This is a genomic window from Sedimentibacter sp. MB35-C1, from assembly GCF_030913635.1.
Classification (GTDB): Bacteria; Bacillota; Clostridia; order Tissierellales; family Sedimentibacteraceae; genus Sedimentibacter.
Map to the genome: position 1 here is coordinate 3,277,536 of NZ_CP133188.1, position 23,343 is coordinate 3,300,878.

Sequence of the window (23,343 nt, forward strand, 5' to 3'; positions counted from 1 at the left end):
TCTCCTTTATATTTCAATTTTTGTGGACGGTTTTGCTTACTCAAAATGATAAGTTACCGAATAGGTGATATTGCTCTTGTTATACATGCAGTTGTGATTCGTATAATAGTAAAACTCCAGCTGAGTATATACACCTGCACCAAGGGTACGGCTGAATGTAATGCCGTTTGAAGTAGTGCCGTAGTCCAGTTGATCCCACTGTCCTGTAAGCTTATTTAAGCCCCTCACTCTTCCGAAGTCAGAGCCGCTGTGACCGGAAACCGGCGGAACTGTGAATGTGTATTCGGTTATAGTAGCACCTTCAAGTCCATTTTCTAATATGACTGAATCAGGACCGGTAAGTGTCATGCCTCCGCCGCCGTTGGAATCGGCTACAAAGAACACAATGGCTGCCCATGGCGACTCAACCCCTGCTGTATCAACCGCTTTTACTCGTACCAGATTTCTTCCCAGGGGATAAACTTGTGTTTTGGCATTTCTGTTTTCCCAGACAAGAGTTACTGCATCGCCATCCGGGTCTGAGCTTGCAGCTGTGATGGTGACAGGGATTCCCGGTGCTACACTATTGCCGTTTGGTGTTCTTGTGATAACCGGGGTTAGGGGTGCAGAGTTTGCAATGGTGAATGTCTTAGATACCCATTCCGAATATAGTTTTGTGCTGTCTTTGGCACGGACACGGATTGTATGGGTGCCCACAGCGTAGTAATCATCTGCGGTTTTGTTTTCCCATTCCAAGGTGGTTGAATCGCCGTCAGCATCGCTTGCCTTGGCAGTGATATCTACGAAAAACTTACCGTCTTTAGCGGTTCTGGTAGGGGTTGCCGTCAGTGTTACCGTAGGGGCTGAACTTGTGATGGTAAAGCTTTTTTCTGCCCAAGGAGAATACGCTCCTGCAATGTCCTTTGCCCTGACACGAATTGTGTGGGTACCTGGGATATAGTAGCCATCGGCTGATACTCCATCGTATTCCAAGATCACCGCATCCCCATCAGGATCAGTGGTATCAGCTTTGATATCCACAAAGAATTTTCCGTCCTGTACAGTTCGGGAAGGAGTTGCCGTCACCGTTGGTGCATCGGGAGGGATGTTTGTAACGGTAATACTTTCGGAATGACTGATGGTTCGTCCGGCACTGTCGGTAATAGTTGCGGTCAGCATAAAATCGCCTACATCGTGGATAGAAATACTGCCGCCGTTGTTATCGAGTGTACCTTGGAATATGCTATCTTCACTATCCTTTTGCAGCTTCCAGACTGCGGTATAACCGTCAATATGCTGGGCATCTTTAACGGCTACAGTGAAATTTGTTCCATAATGGATTGTTTCAGGGATTGTAAATGTGTACTTCATCACCGGCAATATATTTACCCTTTGGCTGTTAGAAAAGCTGCGGCCGAGATAATCGGTCATGGTAGCAGTAAGGACATATTCTCCATGAGACTTAAAGTTGATTTTGCCGCCTTGGGCATTAAGATTGCCGCTGAATGTTTCACTTAATGAAATGCTCTTACCGTCTTTTTCTACTGTCCATTCCACCGGAAGCACATTGTTGTTTCCGAAGGTGCGCAGATCAATGACCGTATCGGTATAGGCAAGCCCCGGAAGTTCAAATCCGATTGTCAGTACGGGTAAGACTTCACACTTGCCGCCCGGTTCAAATAAGAATACCCTGCCTGTTTCATCGGTGAGCCTTGCCACTAACTCATAGATACCGGCTCGTTTGAACCTGATAGTACCGCCGTTATTAGCAAGACAGCCGTCTATAAAGGTGTTCCAATCCTGAAAACCATAGGTGTTATCCACCAGCCATTCAATGGCAAGACCATCCAGATTAGCGGAATTGGTATTGACTACAATATCAGTATCGGTGTGTGCGTACCTTGGCAGACTAAAGCTTACAGTTGGCACAGGATATACATTGAAGCTTTGTTCATAGCTATAACTTCTGCCACCTTCATCGGTAAACTCTGCCTTTAAAAAGTAGCTGCCCTTTTCCTTAAATTGCAGACTACCTCCCGTATTACTGAGTGCACCTATGGCCGCATCAGATAGAGCAATTTCTTTTCCGTCACGAGTTAATGACCAAGCGGCGATATCACTGCCAATTTCATTAAAGACTGCCTCCACCGTAACGCTTTTATCCGTATGGAAGATTTCGGGCAAATAAAACCCGGCTGAGCCAACAGGATATACCGTGATCGTGGCCGTATCGGCAAACACCCTGCCCGTTATATCGGTGACAGAGGCTGTCAGGGTATACACGCCTTTTTCCTTGAAGCGAACACTGCCTTTAGTGAGATTCCCTTCTATAAATGTACTGATATTGGCAGGTTCACCGTTTCGACTCAGAGTGAAGGCTATGGTTAAGCCGTCTGCTTCCTTGGTTTCTGTCTGCATAGCAATGGTTTTGTCTGTATGGGAAACAGCAGGCAATTCAAGCTTTACTTCTGAAACAGGGTAGACATTGATGGTATCGGAGGCATTAACTGTTTTGCCAAGTCCGTCAGTGATAGCAGCGTTCAATACATAATTACCTTTTTCTTTGAACATCACTGTGCCGCCTTGGGAGTTTAGCTCCCCTAAGATACCTTCCGTGATATCTATAGCTGTGCCGTCTTTTTCCAGTAACCAAACCACTTCATTAATTCCAAGGTTTTCAGTTGAAAGCTCTACGGCAACAGCTGTATCGGTGTGTGCTGTCTCAGGCAATTTGAAACCTGCTGAAACCACCGGATAAATTTCAATAGCCTGCTCATGACTTGCCGTAACACCACGACTGTTTTTAACAGTTGCGGTAAGGGTGAAATTACCGGCTTGTAAAAACTGCACTTTTCCGCCATCTGCCGTCAGCTCACCTTTGATAACATCTGTTAGCTCCATAGGGACACCATCTCTTTGAACTGTCCACAAGATGCTACTGACATAGCGGCTGTTTGGCTTTATTTCAATTTCATCGGTTGTGTAGGCAGTTTCCGGCAAAAGGAAGGAAAACTGAGGTGTCGGTACATAGGAAGAGCCGCCGCTGCCTGAAGATTTTTCCTCTGGTTCTGTAACAGACGGTTTTTCCGGTTCTTCATTTTTAATCTGTTCCTTAGCCTTTTCTGTATCCACCAGCATCTCAAAGGCTTCACCACGAGTTGCGTTCTTAACGGGGCGAACTGTGCCGTCCGGATATCCATCTATAATGTGGTAATGCTTGCCGGTACAGATGTATGCCTTTTGTTCCTCGTTAAGCTGGCTCTCATCTAAGAATCCAAGCATACAGGGACAGGAGGGATCATGATTTTCCTTGCCCATAGCCCTCACCAGCATACGGATCATTTCCATTCGGGTGATAGGTTCATCAGGCAAAAACTTATTGCTAAAATCACCTTTTTGAATAATGCCTGCAATGACAAGAGCCTCTACATCCGATTCGGACCAATGCCCTGGAATGTCAGTAAAGTGGATTGTGATATCCTTGTCTGTGGACTTTGGCAGTTCCATTGTCCTTGCTATCAAAGTTGCAAACTCTGCCCTTGTAATAATATTGTCGGGGTGTACCAAACCATCGGGATAGCCTGCAATTACACCTTTTTCCGCAAGGATATTTATAGCTTCCTCTGCCCAATGCCCTTTGGCATCTTCAAAGTACCGATGGGCTGCATAGGCACTTCCTGCAAATAGCGAAAGCACTACACATAGTATCAGCAAAAAGCTGGTAGGTCTTTTTATCTTTGTACTCATTGACATCCCCCTTACATTCCGGCCATCTGCTGGCTTTGTTCTTGTTTTGGAGCTTCTTGCACCTGTTCCTTGGACTGCTTTTGTGCCATCGTCTGCTCATAGGCAGAAAGCACTGCTTTATCAAAGGCTTGCTTTGCCTCCTTCGTGCAGGGAAAGCAGATGTCTTTGTATTCTCCGTTTTGCCCTTTATATTGGGGCATGGATACAAACAGGCCTTTTGTACCCTCTAAAATGCGGACTTTAGATACGGCAAAAAATCCGTTGATATTGACCGATGCATTGGCTTTCAGTGTACCGTCTGTTTTCACAGGATAAATGCGCACATTAAACTGCATCGGGTTTTCTTGCGGCAGCTCCTGCTTAGTGGCTGCTTGTGCTGCTGTTTTTGGCATAACTTATTCCTCCTAAAATGATTGTGACATGGACTCTGCCATGCCCTTGATTTGACCATCTTCTTCAAAAGCAATCTGCTTAAATCCGAAACGGTCGCAGTAATGATATTCACTGCCTTCCTCGTCATATAGTTCCACCACATCGGACATAGACAGCGAATGCCCCCTATATCCGGGAGGATGATTTATATTGCAGCGGGTGTAAATAGCTTCAAGGTCGTTTGTTTCAAGCTGTCCATCGTACACGATGCCGTAATGCTCCGGAGAAGGGTCTCCAAATTGGCTTATCATTTCATCCAAGCCGATAAATTTCATATACACATCCGTATCAGGCTTAAGCTGCCAGATACGAACATTTTTCAGAGATACAGCGGCCTCTATACTGCCTGCAATCTGTTCCCCGACAAGAAGCCGTTCCATGACACCATCTGTCCACTGTGGAACTAATCCTTTCTTTTGCAGCCAACTTTCCAGTTCTTCATTTTGAAAGATAGAGTCCATAATGGCATTTTCTTTATTGACGTATCCGGCAGGATTGCCATAATAAAAAACGACACCGCCTTTCTCTTTTATACCTTGCATTTTCATCACCTGCCTTTAATATAAACTTGCTTCCGGAAAGCTAAAGCCTTAGTTTCAGATTTCTGCATCATTAACTATTGAAAATTTTTCCTTGCCCGTAGACAATTTCATCGAGCACGATCAGTTCATCAAGCTTTGCAAGGCAGATACCGGATGAGGCAAGAATTGAAACTATGCCGGAAGGCACATCAGTAATATCTTCTTGGATATCTGCTTCTGCAACAGTAATTTCGCCGCTATCCTCATCGGCATAAGCTTCTAATTTAGCATCTGTCGGGATACCAGCTTCCTCCAGGATATAGTCTGGAATACGAACATCTCCGCTTCCATCCAGTAAGCTCTGGCAAAGCTCGCACTGAGCTACCCAGCTTTCCGGTGTATTATGACAGCTCGTAGCTTCACAATCACTTTTGTTATCTGAATCTTCACATGGTTGTAAATCTCCGCAGTTATTGCAAAAACCACAGGCCTGTGCCAGTATCACTGTAAGGTCGGAAGCAAGTGTGCTTAGGATATTTATTACCTTTGTAAGTTCCAGCACTGTCATTTTGCCGTCTAAAATCACACAGACATTTTCACCAGTTACGACATCAAGTACCTCAGCATCAGCAAGGGATGTTCCCTCCAGCATTTCGTCAAGGATATCTTTTTCTGCTATTTTCTCGCTTTGATTTTTCTTCATAGATATATTCCTCCATTAAATTATTGCCCTTAGATTGAAACTGTCTTATTCCTCATCCGATGTAAAACCGGGCGCTCTTATATCGAACAGATTCATCTGTGCCGGGATGCTTAAGCCTCGCTCCTGCATATCGTAATTAGCTATGAGAATTTCAGGAAACTGGGAACCCCCGTCATAACGCTGTTTGATATTATTGATGCGGGTATAAGCATCAATTTGAATACCCGGTGCATTGTAGAGTTCTCTGATAAATTCACAATCATTGTAGGAAAGCAGGAATTTACCTTGGGCTTTCATCAGAGAATCCCTTAAACGAATGTGGTCTTTTTCTGTAAATCCGTCCTCCCCGACATTTTTGTAATAGCCTTCAGTTTCAAAATACGGCGGGTCGCAATAGAAAAAACTCACTGGGCGATCATACTGCCTGATGAGCTTTTCAAAGTCCTTGTTTTCAATCACCACCTTCGCAAGCCTGCGATGTGCCTGCTCTATCAGCGGAAAATTGCTCCAAATATCGTGGGGCTGGCTGCCGAAACTGGTTAGCCCCGAAGCATAGCTATAGCGAATTTGCTGATAGAACCATGCCGCTTTTTGTACATCGGAGACAGGGCTGTCACGGGCAAGACAGTTTTTTATATAGTCAAAATCTTCTCTGGAGTTGAGGCAATACCGCAGTGCATCCATCAGCTCATTTGGTTTTTCCCTTACACAGCGATAAAGGTTGACCAGCAGGCTATTATAATCGTTGTATACTTCAAAATCATTACCGGGATTTTTATGAAAGAGTATCCAACCCGCACCGCCGAACACTTCGATATAGCGTTCGTAGTATAGGGGAAAAAGACTTACAATCAATTCACGAAGTGACTTTTTCCCGCCTATCCAGGACATGAAGCTATTCAGAGTCCTCACCCCCCTCCATAAAGGGCAGGCGGGTCTGTGCCTTGTCAAAATTTGAAAGAGAGCGGTTCAATCCACGAATAGCGGCACTGATACCGGCAATCCTGCGCCTCATATGGCGGATGGTGGCTCGCAGTTCGCTTTCAGTTTTTGCATAGTAATAGCCGCTTTGGTCGCTGGCAATGGGGGTTGCTTCACGGCGCAGGATATTGATAATGTCTCGGAGTTCCTTGCCATTTACACAAAATAACTTCTCAAGCTCTCGGCTTAGGATTGCATTTTCCTTACCGAGATGATGGGCTTTGAGATATTCTGCAAGCTGGTCTTTGTCCATTCTTGCCTCCTTTCCGACCGCTTGCCCGAAAGAAAAACAAGATAGAGTAAAAAAAGCAAGACCGCTTTCTTTGGGGAAAACGGCCTTGTTTTTTTGATTGATATATGAAAAACACCGGATGTTATACCAGTGTCGTTTCGTTTTTATTTACTTACTGATAGATGAGCTTTCTTAATTTAAAGTAAAAAACATTACTGAGTTGAAATTTAGTAATGCCTTTTGGTCATTATTCATATAGGTTTATAATTTCAAGGTTTTCTCTTTCTGCCATGCGGACAGTCTGTGCTGTGCCGCTTCTGGCTTGCCCGTTCCAGTAACATATAATCCTATTGCTGCGTTCTACCATATACTGATTTCGATGAGCATAACATCGGCTGTTGTAATTGGTATTTAAGATAATGACATCATCGCATTTAGGCATGATTTCATAATATAGTTCATGATCTGAAAGCGAGTACCTCACTGCCTGTTCTTCAAAGGGGATTACGGCAATCAGCCGAATATACCGTGGATTGTTAAAGTCAATCACTGTTTTCTTTTTAATCACTTCCTCCGCTGCCATAAGGTCCCACCCGTAGGCACCTCCAAATAAAAAGGTGTTGTAGCCATCTTGTATTGCTTTTTCAATTTCCTCTGACAGCTTTATTCTCAAATGTTTCAAGGCATCTCCTTTTGGAAGCTTTTCACTTCGATGCCCGGTAAAGCATACTGTTTTTTCTCTGATAAGTCTCCGGTTCACATTTCATCCTCCAGTCATATTGCTCATTTTGCATATTGATATACTCCATACACAGTATAAGCAACATGACTGTCACAGTCAACTTATAGGGATATACTTTATATTGATAATATCCATATTTGGAAGGAGTGATATTTATAGAACGTTTAAAACAGCTAAGGGAAGCTAAAAACCTGACACAGCTTCGCCTTGCAATGGAGCTTAATGTGTCGCAGGAAACCATCAGCGGCTACGAGATCGGAAAAGCGGTACCGCCTGCGGAAATGCTTGTGAAGCTCGCTGATACCCTTGATACTTCGGTGGACTATATTCTTGGTAGAACCGACATAAAATCCACGCTTCGGGCTTCTGAACTAAGTGAGCAGGAGGCGGAAATACTTACAATCCTACGCAAACAGCCGGAGGATAAAAGAATTTTTGTTTTTGATTTGATAAAGGGACTTGAAAAATAGGGAAGCGGCAGGGTGTTTTGCATCTTGCCGTTTTTCCTATTTCATCGTTAAACCCATGCCTTGTTCTTCTTCCGGTTCAATAACTGAAAAGCTATCCTCGCCAACAATAACACCAAGGCTGCGCCCATTTTCGAAGCTGCAGTGCAGTGTACCGATATCATCCACAAAATCTACTATCCCTTCAATACCAGGCGGAATTGGTGCATAGGGATCGGACATAGATTCCATACGGATTTTAGTACCTGGTGGAAATTTTTCTTTAATTCTTTCAACCTGTTGTCTTGTAGGAAATCCATTCATTTCACATACCTTCAAACTTCATTTCATATTTTTGTTCTGTAATTCCCATTTCTTCAGCGGTTTTCAGGCTCCAATCATGAGAGTTCCAAAGACTTACATATACCTCCTTGCCGTTACACTTAATTTCACGCTGCTCGAGGCCTTCTCCAAAGCCGTCAGAGCATTGACCCTCGATGGCTTCCTTAATTTTTATAAGCTCTCCTTGATTTAAGGGTGCATTAAGAGTAAGAACTGCAACTCCCATCAGCTCTCCATCAATTACTTCTACATCAAACAGATACTTTTGTACTTTTGCATTCACCGTATCGGGCTGATCATAGTAATCCATCATGCCACGCTTTTCATCATCCAAACGATGATTTATAATAGCAGTTCTTATTTCATCTTCATAGGAACTTAGTTCTTCAGAATACACATCTATTTCATAATCTACCTGATAAAGATCCCCATAGTCATTTTCATCCTGATAGGTAACAGCCCTAAGAGGCATATACAGTTTAAGCTCCTGCGGTTCGTGCAGCTCTTTAATTTTAAGCCCGATATTTTTATTCAAAATTCCCTGCATTTCCAGGTCATATCCGTGGTAAAGTAGATAACCTTTAGAAGTAAATGCCCCGGTTTCACGGCTGATTTTGTCCTGCCCATAGGATTTAAAGTCGATGTAGTCCTCCAAATTTTTGTCATATTCAAAGCGACCGCTTTCGCAAATCATATATCTGCCGTATTGCTCCAGAGTGTGGATATCGGGAAAACTTTCAAACTCATACATACAGCCTGCCAGCGTTTTAAGTTCCTCTCCTTTAGTGATTTTTACAAAGGCTGCAAGTTCAGATAAAGATATAACCTCACGCTGTCCCATCTCCTTAAAAATTTCGGCAAATTGGTTGAGGGCATATAGGTCTGACTGATCTTTAACTGCCATATCTGCAAGGTTATCAGGTATATTGTGTTCTTCTACCTGCCAGTGGATTTCTTCAAGACTCTTTGCGCCTAATCGCTCTAAAGCCTTGTTCATCTCACTCTGCTCCATAGGCAGATAAAGATATTCGCTACGATTTTGAGCACTCAGAAGCAGTGTAATAGGAGTATTCTCATATTGGTAATAGGGAAAGTTTCTGCCGTCATAGGTCTGTACAATCTCATTGCTGTTTCTATACACCACTCCATATGGTGTTATCACAGGATTAGGGTTTTCTGCAATCATGCTTTCAAAGTATTTTCGTCCGTCAAGGCTCTCTAATTCCTCTGTGCTGACTGCCATTTGCTCCGTTAGGTATATCTGCCTGCCTACGGCATTTAAGTCGCTAAAATCGGCTACAAGGCTGTAACAATGGGTATTAAAACTGAGGTTAATAAGCTCCGTCATTGTTTCAGCTTTTTCGGCATAAGCAGCTGCATAAAAGGTTGCAAGCTCCTTTTGATCGAAGCTGTCCAATCGCTTCATCAGGAAGTTTAACTCATCAAGATTTACTGTTTTATCAGAGAGCAGGGTCGACAACCTTTCATTGTTATGGACGCTGCCGATTTTAATCTCTGTTTTTGTAGTATTGGCGACACCAAGACTGTCGCATAAAATCTGCAGTTCTTTTTCCTTACTGGGATAAGTAAGGTTTTGATAATTGTTTTCATGCATACATTGAATCATTGCTCGCATATCTTTTTCCTCCTTTGATTAATTTTTTGCATATCGGTTCTTAGGCAATCTCCTTCACGGCTATAACATAAAAAGCCGTGGGATGCATAAGGGCATTCTCCACAGCTTTTAAAGGGGCCAACAAGGCGAGGGGGCGGATCAGGCTTGCCGGTACTTGTAAGGCTTTCAGAATCGTAACAGGCAAATTTTCTATTTCGTTTGTATTTTACAAGCATATCGTGTCCTTTCTGAAAACAAAAAAGCCGGAGAGTTAGAGTGCAATGATGCACTTTAACTCTTCGGCTATATATGTTTTTCTATAGTTATTTTATTTTATAATTCCTTTTATCATAAAATGATTTTGCATCATTTTGAGGGCTATATCTGAAAAATCACCTTCTGCATCAGTATTTTTCGCTGAAAAAGGGGTCTAAAATCGTGCATTTTTAACCCCTTTTTCTACTCATTTTTTACCCCTAAACCACTACATGTAGTGGTCAAACTCTATATTTTGTCTTTTGAACCACTACGCTGCATCAGAATCACGCATTCAACGTGCTCCGTACCCGGGAACATATCAACAGGTATTGCTGTCTTGGCTTCGTAGCCTCTTTTTGTGAGATAGGCTAAATCCCTCTCTAATGTTACGGGATTGCAGGAAATGTAGACTATCTTTTTGGGATTGATTGAAATCATCGAATCTAAGAACTGCTCTGTGCTGCCTGACCTTGGAGGATCTAGGAATACAACGTCAGCTGATTGCTTTTCGCTGGCCATCTGATTCATGAATTCGCCGGCGTCACAGTTGTAAAAAAATATATTTTTTGATTTATTTCTTTTTGCATTTGTTATAGCATCCCTGAAAGCATCTCTGTTAAGTTCGACTCCAAGTACTTTTTTGGCATGGTCTTCTGCTATTATTCCGATTGTGCCTATTCCGCAATAGGCGTCTATTACAGTTTCACTTCCCTTAAGCTCCGCAAGCTCGATTGCCTTTCCATAAAGAATTTCTGTCTGGACAGGGTTAATCTGATAAAATGACTTCGGTGAAATTCTGAAAACTTTTCCGCACAGAGTATCCTCTATGAATCCTCTGCCGTACAGCACCTGTTCTCTTTCTCCCAGTATCATGCTTGTTTTTTTATTGTTAACATTCATTACTATTGTTGTAATTTCAGGATGTTTTTTTAAGAGCGCTTTAATAAAATTATTCTTTGAAGGGAATATGTGTGAGGCAAGCACCAACACAACCATTATTTCTCCGCTTTCATGTCCCGTTCTAATCAGAACATGGCGCAGAAGTCCTACTCTTGTGTCTTCGTTGTATGCTTTAATTTTAAATGATTTAAGCATTCCTCTGATTGTAACTATAATATTATCTGCTCTCTGATCTTCAATCAGGCAGCTGTCTACGGGAACAACTTTGTGTGTTCCGGATTCATAAACTCCCGAAATAATATTTCCTTTTTTATCAGTATCAAATACTGCATGAACTTTGTTCCGGTAATAATACGGATTTTCCATTCCGACAATTTCTTCAACCTTGCAGTATTTATCGAGAAGGATATTTACTCCCTTCTGCTTTTCTTCAAGCTGTTTTTCATAACTATAGTGCTGCATCTGACAACCGCCGCATCTTTTCATAACCGGACAGCTCAGCATATCTTTAGTATTATTTTTTTCTTTTTGCATAAAACTCCTTATTTCAATACTTAAAAAACTAATAATTTTCAATATATTTTAAATTTAATCTTTTAGATTAAAGCAATAGTCCAATCTGATTAGCTTTTTCCCGTTGGGCAAATTTTCTTCTGTTCTATAAGATAAGTTATAATCAATTTTCTTCATGGAAAGTGATATTTCTTTTTCGTCAATGCAAAAATGCACTTTTTCTAATTTTTTTAATTCAGTCATATATGGAGAATCCGACACAAAGCCGTCATCTTCATTAACCTGAATAATTACCGAAACATATTTCGGTTTTATTTTTCTGATTGTTGATGCAAATATCTCACAGCCGACGTATTCTACAAATAAATCCGCAATTACAATATCTGCTTTTGGCAGCTCACAAAATTCATTTGTTATATCTGCCCTTATCGGAACGAATAAATCTTCCAAAACCGGATATCTTTCTTTACATATTTTTAAATAGTCTTCGTTTATATCTACTCCGTATATTACATTTATTCTATCTCTGTCAACATGATTTAATCCGTTACCGCCTGCAACTCCAAGAATTAATACTGATGATACATCATAATCATTAAGCTGGCCCCACATCATTTTATTCAATGTCTGCAACTGATAAACCGATTCCAGTTTCATATGATTTTCATAATCACTCAAATTGATTTCTTCCCATGGATTCATAGAATTCCCCTTAATATAAAATAAATTCTGCTATCTCATATATATCAACCGTACAATATCAGCAAATCCGCCCGGAATTTTAACTGTTTCCCTCAAATGAATAAAAGCTGTAACAAAATTACCTTTGTAACATAGTATATGTGCAGTATCGGGAACATATAAAGCACGGTATGTCTTCCATAAAATAAAGGATATCTCAAATTAATATGTAATAAATATACAAATATCATAAATTTAAAAGATTCAAAAATTGATACTTTACATACACGAGAAACAATTTTAACTTACTTTCAAAAAAATATCTCTGATTTTTTGTTGGAATTCCGCAATTTAATATTTTCAGCAAGCAGACGTAAGTTTATAACAATATGCGCATAATAATAAAATAATGCAGGACGTATTACTAAATATAATCGATTAATCTATTTACTGCCGTAGCTTTCAAAATGAACTTTTGAAAAGTCAGCGTCATCTTCTTCATAGGGCTTTTTCAACTCATTTTTGTATCCTAGGGCAAGGATATCCAGAACGCCATATTTATCAGGTATGTTCAGTACTTTTCTGACTTCTTTTTCAGAATCGTCTGAACAGCTGCGTCGCTTCCGCATTTGAATCCATACTGAGCCCAGCCCCATACTTTCAGCCTGAAGCTGCATGAAGGCCGTAGCTATCGAAGCATCTTCTACCCATACATCGCTTTTTTCGGCATCTCCTATAACTACTATTGCACATGGTGCTGTATCAAGTCCGTTGCTTCCTTTGTCCTTGCAGAATTTCAGCCTGCTTAAAGTCTCTCTGTCTTCAACAACGACAAATTCAACAGGTCTCTTATTTTTTGACGTAGGAGCAAGAAGACCTGCTCTTAGAATATCCTTTACAGCTTCTTCACTTAATTTTTCTTCCTTAAAACTGCGAATACTTCTTCTCTCTTTTATTAATTCCAGCAATTTTTAACTCCTCACTTCACCTTATTTTAAATTACAATTTTTATTGAGCTGACATCCATTTTTTCACAGCCCATTTCTGTGATTTAAAAAACAGCTTGCTCTCCGATTCTTCTATTGGAATCCATTTGAATACATGGTCCATTTCAATTGGATTAACTGTTTTTTCACCTATTTCGCCTTCGTAGTAATACTGAATGGGATGGAAATATCCTCTTTTTTCGCGTGTTATGTATTCCTCCGCAGAGCATATATATTTTTTAACGGTTACAATATGTCCTATTTCTTCTATGGCTTCTCTTTTTATACAGTCAGCATGGCTTTCGTCCGTATTTATTCCTCCTCCTATAAGGAAATATCCTTTAGGAGTTTCTACAACGGCCATTTTCCCGTTCTTAACAGAAATAAGATATGCCCCTGCTCTGTCATTATAGCTAACATCGGATAATTTTTCACCAAATGTGATCTCAATCATGCGTTTACCTCTGCTGAATTAATTTTCGATTCTTATATATAGTATTATAGCATTATGAATTTAAAATTAAAATTTAAAATTTAAACTTCTTGCTAATATCCGTGCTGTCCTTCCAAGGACTCATCATTATTGATCCACTCTTCAATATTAACAACTCGGTAAGTATCCTTTGTATCCCTGATATAAACATTTTCAATGCCAGCGTTAATAATCATCCTCTTGCACATAGAGCAACTGCTTGCATTTTTAACATATTCATTTGTTTCATTTTCTATTCCTGTTAAATATAAAGAACTTCCTATCATCTTGTCTCTGGAAGCACTTATAATGGCATTTGCCTCCGCATGAACACTTCTGCAAAGCTCATAACGCTCACCTCTGGGAATATTAAGCTTTTGTCTGATGCACACTCCTAAATCATTGCAATTTTTTCTTCCTCTCGGTGCACCTGTGTAACCAGTAGCCAAAACCTCATCGTTTTTTACAATAACAGCTCCAAATCTCCTTCTAAGGCATGTCCCTCTCTGCGAAACAACCTCTGCCAAATCTAAGTAATAATTAACCTTGTCTCTTCTATCCATACTTTTACCTTCTAAACTTTTTTTAAAATTTAACATATTTTAATCAAATAATCAAATAATTTTTCTATTATTATAAAGTACATATCACAATCCCTCCACAAAAAATGCACCGTAATTATTAACGGTACATTTTTATAAAGGGAGAAAAAAATGCTATTTTGGAACGTACAGTGATTCAACTATTTTTATTATCTCTTCTCTACTTTCATAACCACATACTAAGTGCACATAGTTGTCGTCATTGACTATTATTGTTGTCAAGCCTTTTTTTGAATATATGATTCCTTCCATTCCCTTAATCATTATTCTGTCAGTTGTTGTTCCTTCCGTATCCACAGACATGCTGACTCCCAAAGTGTATTGTTCAACAAATATGAACTGATCCATTTCATTTGTATACATGAAATGATGCATCATAGTCATTTTTTCTTCGCTTTCTTCCTTTAAAGTATAACCTTCAGGAATATATCCCGGAACATATAAGTCCTTAATTTTTCTGGGAGTATCAATATTTTCTTCATTATCAAATAATATTTCAGAAAACTCCGTATAAATTTTTTCTGTAAGCCTTATTAACGGGGCCCTGAATGCTTCAACACTAAGCGTTGCCATATATATAAATATTATCAGAGATGCTGCAATAATGCTTCTCCTTATTGTAAACTGTCTTATATTTACATACTTTATTTTTGCTTTTTTAATGACAGACTCCATATTTTTTTCAAACTCAAGCGAAAAACTGTGAATCTCATTTATGCCGCTATCAGGAAACATTGAATCAAGCTCCCTTTCCATTGAAACTTCTAGTGCTTCTTTTAATCTCTCTTCGGACATGTCAGATCACCTCTTTAATACTTTCAGCCAATTTCTTTCGCCCTCTTTGAAGCCTTTTTTTTACCGTTTCATTCGAAATATTTATAAGTTTTGATATTTCCCTAGTATTTAAGTCCTCAACATATGATAAATAAAGCACATCCTTATAGATAACAGGTAAACATGTAATTTGATTAACTATAAGATCAAATGAAATTTTAGACAAAACCTCATCCTCTAATACAGATTCATCCGCAATATACTCTCCCATACCCTCAATTTCCTCGGAAAGCTTCTGTTTCTTCAGCATATTCAGAGAAATATTTCTTACTATAATAACAACATACCTCCTGGTTCGTGGACAGGCCACATCAGATATATTTTTCAAACTTTTAGCTATATTTATAAATGCATCGTGAACCGCATCTTCCGAAAGAAAATCATCATTCAAAATACTTTTAGCTATATAAAACATAAGCTGCCTGTAATTGCTGTATACTTGTTCAAATTTACTTTTTTCTTCCTGAGTTTCTAATAGGGTTAAATATACGAACATCGATTACCTCTTAATCCCGGCTTTATTTGCAGCATACTCTTCAAATTTTTCCTACCTAATGACAATTCCCTTAGAAGTTCCTGTCTTGTATAATTTGACGCTGGTATGCCGTCATCAATTTGAAATCCCAGTACATCCTTCCATATAATTGCGGCTCTGCAGATGGGATCCAAACTTAATAAAGCCTTTTGAATATTATTTATATCTTCATTCGTATTATAGCATACATTTTGTGTGTTCAGGTATATGTCAATTAATTCAATTACAGTTGATTTAAATGTTCTTTCCGTTACTTGATTATTTGAAATCACCTCTTTGGCAGATCTGGAAATTGCCAAAGAGGATGCTTCGCATGCATCTTTTTCTTTGCCTGTCAGCATATATGCCGCAGAATACACCTTTTTCAGGTACAATTCATTTTCCATTTGTCGCTCTCCATACCCTTCTTATGAAAAAGAATTTTATTAATGTAATTTGTCATTATAATAAATATTATTTAGTTAAATTACATCTATAATATATAAACAATTTGAAATTGGTTTTGGGGACAGAAATTATAAAATTTTTTTAAAAAATTTTTATGTTCCGAAAAAAAACTTTTTGTCAAATAAAAAAGAAAGGTTTCATTTCCTTTCCTTATATATTTCACATCAAACAGCTGTTATTTATAATTGCTGCATTGTCATTATCGAATACACATGTACAAAAAACACCGCAATTTTTTAAATTGCACCGCTCGCCAATGTGCATTTAGTTGTGACAAACGCTTCTTGATATTATTCGTACTTACGTATATAATATAAAGTGTAAAAAAGCGAAAGGACGGTTAGCATATGGAATATATATCTGCTTCGGAAGCTGCGAAAAAATGGGGTATTTCAAAACGTCGGGTACAGAAACTTTGCGAGGAAAACCGAATACCCGGTGTTGCAAAGTTTAGCTATATGTGGTTGATACCCAAAGACGCAAAAAAGCCAGTTGATGGGCGTCGAAAGGAAAATAGTATAGGAAAGGAATGAGTATAGATGGCAATTATTTTGATTGCTGAAGATGAAAAAAATATGCAAGATATTATTGTTGAGTATATGAAGCGTGGAGGTCACTCGTGCATTACGGCAGATGATGGCATAGACGCTGTTACGATTTTGAAAAACACCCCCGTCGATTTAGCGATTTTAGATATTACAATGCCACATTTGGACGGCTTTTCCGTTTGTAAGATAGCAAGAGAAATGTATAATCTTCCCATCATCTTTTTAACGGCAAAGGAAAGTGAGGAAGATAGATTAAAGGGATATGACTATGGAGCAGATGATTACATGACAAAGCCATTCAGTCCAAAGGTTTTATTGGCAAAAGTTAATGCCTTGCTTCGCCGTTCTTTGCCGGGAACACCACAAGATATTTTAACTGTCGGAAACCTTGTGTTACTGCCATCGTCACACAACGTTACCGTTGCAGGGAACGACATTGATTTAACCCATAAAGAATTTGAACTGTTGCGCTTTTTTATGCAGAACAAAAATCAAGTGTTCTCCCGTGAACAGTTATTAAATCGTATTTGGGGCTATGATTTTGAGGGGAACACACGAACTGTAGATACCCACATTAAAACCCTGCGTCAAAAATTAGGAGCAGAGGGGCGTTATATTGTCACACTGATACGTTCCGGTTATAAGTTTGAGGTATGATTATGAAAAAAATAATTGAATGGTTTCGGTTAAATACCGTTAGGAAAAAGGTCTTTTTTCTTTCAAAATTAACAGGTGGCGTTATTATTTTGTTTTATGTGTTTACTTCCGAATTGCCGACAAGCCGGAGCATGTCCTTTGCAATTTGGCTGATACTGTTAATAGCGGTTATAACTGGCGTTAATGTTATGCTTGGACGCTTTATTTCAAAGCCGCTTAGTGAAATCAACCACACAGCCGGGCAAATGGCAAAACTGGATTTCTCGGCACATTGTAATATTTGTACAGATGACGAATTTGGAGAGATTTCGCAAAACTTAAACACTATGTTTTCTAATCTTCAAGAAACACTTGAAAAACTGGAAACTGCAAACAAACAGCTTGAAAAAGATATCATTCAAGAGCATTTATTACTAACGCAGAGAAAAGAATTGGTTGACAGCTTATCCCACGAAATGAAAACACCCCTCGGCGTTGTCCGTGCCTATGTGGAGGGGTTAAAAGAGGAAACAGACGAACAGAAAAAGCAACAGTATATGGATGTTATTTTAGCTGCAACAGACCGTATGAACACTATGATAGTATCTCTGCTTGATTTGTCTGCCTTGGAAGCCGGAGCTGCAAAACTGAACGAAGAACGCTTTGATTTTATTGAGTTGGTGGAAACAGTCGCCGGACGGTTATTGATAGACACGCCTAATGCAAGTTATCAGTTCACCTATGAATTGCCGGATAAAAAGACTTTTCTTTATGCAGATAAGCACCGTATGGAACAGGTGCTTAACAACCTAATATTGAATGCGAAAAATCATACTTGCGACGGTGATAAAATCCATTTATCCGTTACCTGCCATGAAAACAAAGTGAGGTTTTCTATCTTTAATCAAGGTGTACCAATACCTACGCAGGATATAGCTAAAGTTTGGATAAAATTCTACCGTGGGAAAAGCACACAAAATAAAGCGACCGGGTCTGGTCTTGGCCTTTCAATTGTAACTCAAATTCTTTCCATGTATCATACAGATTACGGCGTTCAAAATCTGCCGGACGGTGTTGAATTTTACTTTGATTTTCCCACAATAGCATAACCCTATAACAAAAACGCCTTGCTTTCTTAAATGGAGCAAGGCGTTTTTATTTCACACCGATTTCACAACTGCCGCACTTCAATTTCACCGCATTGTTATAAACTGACCCTATCAAACATACAGGAGGTAAACAAATATGTTTTTAGGAATGGAATGGTATTGGTGGCTGATAATTGTTGTTGTCATAGCTCTGTCTATCCCTTTCAAGATAAAGTTTATGAAATGGTGGAGCAAACGTCAGCAGGAGCAAAAAGAAAATCGCAAAGATAAATGGGGTGGCGAGGAATGATTGCTGTAGAAAACTTGATTTTTTCCTATCAGGCTCAAAAACAAATTCTGCATGGCTTAAATTTTTCAGTGCCTAATGGTGAAATATTCGGCTTTTTAGGACCGAATGGCTCGGGTAAATCTACAACACAAAAAATCTTAACCGGTATTCTGCATGGATATGGAGGAAATGTAAGGCTATTTGGAAAACCTTTAGACAAGGGGCAAATGGATTTCAAAGAAAAAATCGGTGTATTATTTGAGTTTCCCTATCTCTATACCAATTTAAGCGCACTCGACAATCTAAACTATTTTGCGTCGTTTTACCCCTTAGACAAGCGGCGCAACATAGACGAGTTGTTAGATATGTTGGAGTTTAAGAAAGACTTTGTAAAAAAACCCGTGTCCTCTTATTCCAAAGGAATGCGGCAGCGTGTTAGTATGGCAAGAGCTTTGTTGAATAACCCTAGCCTTTTGTTTTTGGACGAGCCGACCAGCGGACTTGACCCGCGGGGGGCGGTACTGTTTCGGCGTATCATTGAGGAAGAAAGAAAAAAAGGTACAACGGTTTTCCTTACTACTCATAACATGATGGACGCAGACTTGCTATGTGACAGGGTTGCTTTCATTGCGGACGGTAAAATTAAAGTAATAGACACACCCAAAAAGTTAAAACAGAAAAACAGCACTCATCAAGTCGAGATTGACTACTTGTATAAAGGAAAACGCAGTACAGCCGTCATTGAAATGCCGGAGCTAAAGGAGGGTATTTCAATTCCGTATGATGAAATTATCAGTATTCATTCCAAAGAACCAACGCTTGAGGATATGTTTATTCAATATACCGGGAGGGGGTTGGTGTAATGTGGAAAGGCTTTCTTGCTTTACTAAAAAAGGATTTTAAGTTAATGTTGTCAAGCAAGTTTCTTCTGCTTGCGCTCGGCTCTCTTATTCTTTACTCTTGCTACATTAACTTTATCTATGTAGGTTTAGACCAGGAAATTTACCCGGTATATCTTTACGACCCGCTTCATACGCAACGTGTTATATCTTCTGAAATAATAAGTGTTGATAATTTGGAGGAATTGCAGATAAAAAGCGGGGACGGTTACGCTGTCGGTATCTACGCTTCAAGCGGAACGCCGAAAATCATCATGGTTTCATCAGGTGTACGCAGTACAGACCAATACCGGGCGGCATATGCACTATCTTTGTTATCTCCATCAACCTCTGCCAAAGCAGAAATAATAGGTGAAAATAACAAAGAATTGAAAAACCGCAGGGAAATCACTTGTGAATTTCTGTTTTTTGAATTGACGGCGGTTGGTTTTTTAGGGCTTGCTTCTATGTTGTTCAAAGAAAAACAGATGGGAATTATTCGTGTACATGGGATATTACCCGTTAGTAAAACAGCATTTATCATATCAAAACTTTGCTTATTTCTAATAGCCGATATTGTATTTGCGATATTATTGACCGTTATAAACTTGGGCGTTTCTGTCGGGTTATTGACATTACCCGCAGTTGTACTGCAAGCGGGTATACTGTCTTTGATTATGGCGTTAGTTGGTTTTTTCTGCGCCGTACTGTTACCCGACTTCAAACAATTTTCATTACTATATCTCGTATTAGCTGTTTTCATCACAACACCTGTTTTTCTTGCAGGACAGACAGGGATTGCATGGGACTTTATAAAATATCACCCCATGTATCATCTGTTTATGGCAATAAAAAATGCCTATTTTAATACACCATCTGTAAACGGCATTTATTACACAATCTGCGGATTGGCAATCGTGCTGTTATTCCTGCTTGTGCGCCGGATGCTTATCCGTGAAATGGCAAAGGAGGGATAACGTGAAAGGTTTGAAGTATCAACTTAAAAACATACGTCAAGATAAATTATGTATTTTGACTTTTCTACTTCCGATTATTGTGGGATTGGCGATTTCCCTGCTTTCGGGGGTGAGTTTTTCATCTATAAATGAAACTGCCTTTTATGTTGTAGAAAATGACCTATCTTATGATACCACACAGTGGCTACAAGAGAATGGTAGAATTACCGCATTCCCCGATATAGTTTCTTTGGAAAGTGCTATAAATAACCCCTCGACACAAGGGATTGGAGTGTTACAAGATGGAATGGGGATAAAAACGCTGTTATCGGGCGACGAATTACAAATAAATACTGTAATTGGCAATACGCTCCCCGACCTTTACACAGAAAGAAACAATGTGGATTTATCCGCAATAACTATTATCCCTACTGAAAATAATGATGACGTTTTAATATCACTATTCATTGTGATAACAATGGTTACTGCCATGTTCATGGGCTGTACGTTTAATGCCATGAGTATTATCGGAGAGAAAGAAGATGGCATTTCGTTTATTAACGAAGTTTTACCTATGACGAAAAAGGAGTATATCATTCAAAAAATTGCTTTAGGATTTGCGGGCGGTGTCCTCTCTACGATTTTGACAGCTATCGTCTGTATAAAGATTACAGCCAGTCAAGCTATGCCTTTACTGCTGTTGATTATTCTGTCTGCTTTTGTGGCAGCGTTAGTGGGACTGTTCATAGGATACCTTTCAAGTGGGCTTATGATAGGCATTATATATATCAAAGTTGTAATGATTTTGTTCCTTGCTCCACCTATTTTGTTTTATTTGGCTGTTCCGTCAGATAGTTTGCTTTATGCCTTATCCTATTTGTTACCATCAAGTGCAACTTTTTATGGGTTGATGGATGTATTAAACGGTCAGCCACAAAGAGTTGGAGTAAATATCATCATATTATTTGTACATTGTTTTGTATGGCTGTTGTTGTTTTTTGTCATAACGCACAAAAAACTGAAATAGGGTAGCTGCCATGCAGTGTGCAGAAAGGCCACATATAATTTTGATATGTGCCCTTTCTCTTTGCCTTCCTAATCAAAGTCTGATATTATTTAGTAAAGAGTTTGTATTCAACAGCGGGAGAATATGGGACAGCACTGTAATAGTTGCAGGTTTCAATGTGCAATACTGTTTTGCAAAATGTGTAAAACCGATATTATTGCTAAGTGTTATCGTCTTTGGAGAGGTATTCTCCTTTCGCACGGAACACCTGTCTGGCATTTGCCGCATCCATATCTGGGCTTATATTTTTCGGCTGTATAATCGAGAAAATCCGAGCATATTCTATGTATCTTTCCTTTTTCAAGGGATATGGCTCCTGCCGGACACCTCTTAACACATGCACCGCACATGGTGCAGTATTGATAAATATCGCTGTACTTTCTTTCAGTAGGTTCTAAAGGCATATCTGTAATTAAGCTGCCAATTCTCCCTGCCATTCCTTTCTCTGTAATTATCCCCTTTGATAGTCCGAAAGTTCCGAGGCCGCATATAAATGCCACGTGCCTTTCCGACCAGTTGCTGGAAAACAAATGACCTTTATCATCTTCCTTAGTAGTGTAAAACCTTTTATCCAAAGACGGTGAAAGACTTCGAAATCCATCTTCGATGATTTTCGAATTGAGATACCTGCAAAACTCTGCTACAAATCTCTGTCCCTCTATTCTTCCGTGCAGCCATTGATTCGAAATTACATCCTTATTTCCTCTGTTACTTTTGATTACTTCTTCGGAAAATGGCATGAAAAATGAAACAACAGTTACAGCACCGGTAAGCCATTCTTCAGGGAGCATAAAATGTTCTCCTATAACAGACTGGTTTTTTAAGTTCCAAAACTCCTCGTCTTTAGATGAAGCAAATCCAAACAAAGGATTATCAAACAGCCTCATTCCGGAAAGCTCCGGAACAATGGCTTCTTTTTCATCAACAAAATTAGAATGAGATTTATTAAAAAAATCGTATGAAAGTTTCTCTATTTCTTCTTTATTCATTTCTTTGCTCCTTATAGTGGTGTATACTACCTGAAACACTTGCAAATATGGACGCTTTGACGTTACTCGCAGTGTTATATTAATATAGTTAGGCTACAGCATAAGTGTTAGTCCTACACCAACTTCATTTATGCGGATTCTCTCATTCAGTTTTGCTTTTGCCCTAAAAGATACACAGTGGCAGGGGTATATGTTATCTATTTTATTGCTTTCAAAAAATTCTATTGTCTTCAATAGTTGCTCATCTATATCAAACAGATGGAATCCTCCAATAATACCGGTAATTCTCGTATCACAGCAAACTCTTTTAGCATATTCGACAATATTACATATACCGCTGTGCGAGCATCCTGTTATAATAAACAATCCCTTTTCGTTTTTGTATACAATTGCCGAATCATCTGCAAGTCTGTCATCTTTCCATTCTCCATCATTGCTGTACATTCCTATTTTCTTCCGTTCTTCATAGTCATATATATTCGGTATTTCTCCTAAAAATACAATGTTGTCACTGATCTGCAACGGTGAAGACGTTAATTTTAACCTACACATACCTTTCATTTGCTCCGAATTAAACGGTGCACCAATATTATCTTTTTCATACATTTTACTGTTAAAACACAGCGGGTGCGCAACAACTGCTACATCTTTGAGATCTGTATGATCTGCCATATATCTTAATCCTCTTGTATGGTCATTATGGCCATGCGAAAATACAATTGTATCAACCAGCTTTAAATCAATATCCATTTTCTTTGCGTTTTGAATAAAAATATCCGAATACCCCAGATCAAAAAGTATCTTTGTTCCATTATCCTCTATATAGTAGCACACAGCCGGTTCTCCCAGAAAATATTCGTCAATATATGTATTATTGTCAACCAATACCTTTAATTTCATTTCAGTTATCTCCTTATCATGAAAT

27 protein-coding genes are annotated in these 23,343 nt (G+C 39.2%); 8 read left to right on the forward strand and 19 right to left on the reverse strand.

From position 1 onward, the window contains the following. Positions 1-36: 36 nt before the first annotated feature. The 7 genes from RBQ61_RS15930 to RBQ61_RS15960 all read right to left on the reverse strand — a co-directional run bounded on the left by RBQ61_RS15930 (position 37) and on the right by RBQ61_RS15960 (position 7,355). Positions 37-3,726, reverse strand: a complete 3,690-nt coding sequence (locus RBQ61_RS15930; protein ID WP_308138203.1) for an S-layer homology domain-containing protein — start codon at positions 3,724-3,726, stop codon at positions 37-39. 11 nt (positions 3,727-3,737) lie between these two features. Further along, positions 3,738-4,118 (reverse strand): SpoVG family protein, encoded by a 381-nt coding sequence (locus tag RBQ61_RS15935; RefSeq protein WP_308138204.1) that lies wholly within the window; start codon positions 4,116-4,118, stop codon positions 3,738-3,740. 12 nt (positions 4,119-4,130) lie between these two features. Further along, positions 4,131-4,700, reverse strand: a complete 570-nt coding sequence (locus RBQ61_RS15940) for a YodL domain-containing protein (protein WP_291954779.1) — start codon at positions 4,698-4,700, stop codon at positions 4,131-4,133. A gap of 70 nt (positions 4,701-4,770) precedes the next feature. Next, the gene (locus RBQ61_RS15945) at positions 4,771-5,382 is read right to left on the reverse strand and encodes a hypothetical protein (RefSeq protein ID WP_308138205.1); all 612 of its coding nucleotides are present in this window, start codon (positions 5,380-5,382) and stop codon (positions 4,771-4,773) included. A 45-nt stretch (positions 5,383-5,427) separates the two neighbouring features. Continuing rightward, positions 5,428-6,273: a DNA adenine methylase gene (locus RBQ61_RS15950; RefSeq protein ID WP_308138206.1), complete on the reverse strand. Its 846-nt coding sequence runs from the start codon at positions 6,271-6,273 to the stop codon at positions 5,428-5,430. A 4-nt stretch (positions 6,274-6,277) separates the two neighbouring features. Next, on the reverse strand, positions 6,278-6,616 hold the full coding sequence (locus RBQ61_RS15955) for a hypothetical protein (RefSeq protein WP_291954771.1): 339 nt from the start codon (positions 6,614-6,616) through the stop codon (positions 6,278-6,280). A gap of 226 nt (positions 6,617-6,842) precedes the next feature. After that, positions 6,843-7,355, reverse strand: coding sequence for an SLOG family protein (locus RBQ61_RS15960; protein WP_308138207.1), 513 nt, complete (start codon positions 7,353-7,355; stop codon positions 6,843-6,845). A gap of 128 nt (positions 7,356-7,483) precedes the next feature. Here RBQ61_RS15960 and RBQ61_RS15965 point away from each other — a divergent pair, with 128 nt between their 5' ends. Next, positions 7,484-7,807: a helix-turn-helix domain-containing protein gene (locus RBQ61_RS15965; protein WP_308140134.1), complete on the forward strand. Its 324-nt coding sequence runs from the start codon at positions 7,484-7,486 to the stop codon at positions 7,805-7,807. Between the two features lie 36 nt (positions 7,808-7,843). On the opposite strand, the gene RBQ61_RS15970 is transcribed toward RBQ61_RS15965, so the two are convergent. The 10 genes from RBQ61_RS15970 to RBQ61_RS16015 all read right to left on the reverse strand — a co-directional run bounded on the left by RBQ61_RS15970 (position 7,844) and on the right by RBQ61_RS16015 (position 15,907). After that, positions 7,844-8,122, reverse strand: coding sequence for a DUF4314 domain-containing protein (locus tag RBQ61_RS15970; protein ID WP_308138208.1), 279 nt, complete (start codon positions 8,120-8,122; stop codon positions 7,844-7,846). After that, on the reverse strand, positions 8,109-9,761 hold the full coding sequence (locus RBQ61_RS15975; RefSeq protein WP_308138209.1) for an antirestriction protein ArdA: 1,653 nt from the start codon (positions 9,759-9,761) through the stop codon (positions 8,109-8,111). The genes RBQ61_RS15970 and RBQ61_RS15975 overlap by 14 nt, the downstream gene beginning before the upstream one ends. Before the next feature lie 483 nt (positions 9,762-10,244). Beyond that, entirely contained in the window at positions 10,245-11,432 is a 1,188-nt protein-coding gene (gene rlmD / locus RBQ61_RS15980; protein WP_308138210.1) for a 23S rRNA (uracil(1939)-C(5))-methyltransferase RlmD, read from the reverse strand. Between the two features lie 54 nt (positions 11,433-11,486). Beyond that, entirely contained in the window at positions 11,487-12,113 is a 627-nt protein-coding gene (locus RBQ61_RS15985; protein WP_308138211.1) for a methyltransferase type 11, read from the reverse strand. Positions 12,114-12,535: 422 nt separating this feature from the next. After that, complete coding sequence (locus RBQ61_RS15990; protein ID WP_308138212.1) at positions 12,536-13,060, reverse strand: nitroreductase family protein; 525 nt, start codon at positions 13,058-13,060, stop codon at positions 12,536-12,538. Between the two features lie 40 nt (positions 13,061-13,100). Further along, entirely contained in the window at positions 13,101-13,532 is a 432-nt protein-coding gene (locus tag RBQ61_RS15995) for an NUDIX domain-containing protein (RefSeq protein ID WP_308138213.1), read from the reverse strand. Between the two features lie 92 nt (positions 13,533-13,624). Next, positions 13,625-14,113, reverse strand: coding sequence for a deaminase (locus tag RBQ61_RS16000; RefSeq protein WP_308138214.1), 489 nt, complete (start codon positions 14,111-14,113; stop codon positions 13,625-13,627). Positions 14,114-14,266: 153 nt separating this feature from the next. Further along, entirely contained in the window at positions 14,267-14,947 is a 681-nt protein-coding gene (locus RBQ61_RS16005; RefSeq protein ID WP_308138215.1) for a DUF4367 domain-containing protein, read from the reverse strand. A 1-nt stretch (position 14,948) separates the two neighbouring features. Next, positions 14,949-15,482 (reverse strand): RNA polymerase sigma factor, encoded by a 534-nt coding sequence (locus RBQ61_RS16010; RefSeq protein ID WP_308138216.1) that lies wholly within the window; start codon positions 15,480-15,482, stop codon positions 14,949-14,951. Further along, the gene (locus tag RBQ61_RS16015) at positions 15,467-15,907 is read right to left on the reverse strand and encodes a hypothetical protein (RefSeq protein WP_308138217.1); all 441 of its coding nucleotides are present in this window, start codon (positions 15,905-15,907) and stop codon (positions 15,467-15,469) included. The genes RBQ61_RS16010 and RBQ61_RS16015 overlap by 16 nt, the downstream gene beginning before the upstream one ends. A 408-nt stretch (positions 15,908-16,315) precedes the next feature. Here RBQ61_RS16015 and RBQ61_RS16020 point away from each other — a divergent pair, with 408 nt between their 5' ends. From RBQ61_RS16020 to RBQ61_RS16050, 7 genes are all read left to right on the forward strand, one after another. After that, on the forward strand, positions 16,316-16,501 hold the full coding sequence (locus RBQ61_RS16020) for a helix-turn-helix domain-containing protein (protein WP_308138218.1): 186 nt from the start codon (positions 16,316-16,318) through the stop codon (positions 16,499-16,501). Positions 16,502-16,507: 6 nt separating this feature from the next. Further along, a complete protein-coding gene (locus RBQ61_RS16025; protein ID WP_308138220.1) occupies positions 16,508-17,173 on the forward strand; it encodes a response regulator transcription factor in 666 nt (221 codons plus the stop codon). A gap of 2 nt (positions 17,174-17,175) precedes the next feature. Next, positions 17,176-18,261, forward strand: coding sequence for a HAMP domain-containing sensor histidine kinase (locus tag RBQ61_RS16030; protein WP_308138222.1), 1,086 nt, complete (start codon positions 17,176-17,178; stop codon positions 18,259-18,261). A gap of 136 nt (positions 18,262-18,397) precedes the next feature. After that, positions 18,398-18,550 carry a hypothetical protein gene (locus tag RBQ61_RS16035; protein ID WP_308138223.1) on the forward strand — a complete coding sequence of 51 codons (153 nt, stop codon included), beginning with the start codon at positions 18,398-18,400 and terminating at the stop codon, positions 18,548-18,550. Then, a complete protein-coding gene (locus RBQ61_RS16040; RefSeq protein ID WP_308138224.1) occupies positions 18,547-19,392 on the forward strand; it encodes an ABC transporter ATP-binding protein in 846 nt (281 codons plus the stop codon). The genes RBQ61_RS16035 and RBQ61_RS16040 overlap by 4 nt, the downstream gene beginning before the upstream one ends. Next, complete coding sequence (locus RBQ61_RS16045; RefSeq protein ID WP_308138225.1) at positions 19,392-20,384, forward strand: ABC transporter permease; 993 nt, start codon at positions 19,392-19,394, stop codon at positions 20,382-20,384. Before RBQ61_RS16040 ends, RBQ61_RS16045 begins: the two co-directional genes overlap by 1 nt. 1 nt (position 20,385) lies before the next feature. After that, positions 20,386-21,390 (forward strand): ABC transporter permease, encoded by a 1,005-nt coding sequence (locus tag RBQ61_RS16050; protein ID WP_308138226.1) that lies wholly within the window; start codon positions 20,386-20,388, stop codon positions 21,388-21,390. A 206-nt stretch (positions 21,391-21,596) separates the two neighbouring features. Here RBQ61_RS16050 and RBQ61_RS16055 read toward each other — a convergent pair whose 3' ends face one another. After that, on the reverse strand, positions 21,597-22,418 hold the full coding sequence (locus RBQ61_RS16055) for a 4Fe-4S binding protein (RefSeq protein ID WP_308138227.1): 822 nt from the start codon (positions 22,416-22,418) through the stop codon (positions 21,597-21,599). A 93-nt stretch (positions 22,419-22,511) separates the two neighbouring features. Then, positions 22,512-23,318, reverse strand: coding sequence for an MBL fold metallo-hydrolase (locus RBQ61_RS16060; protein ID WP_308138228.1), 807 nt, complete (start codon positions 23,316-23,318; stop codon positions 22,512-22,514). Positions 23,319-23,343: the final 25 nt, after the last annotated feature.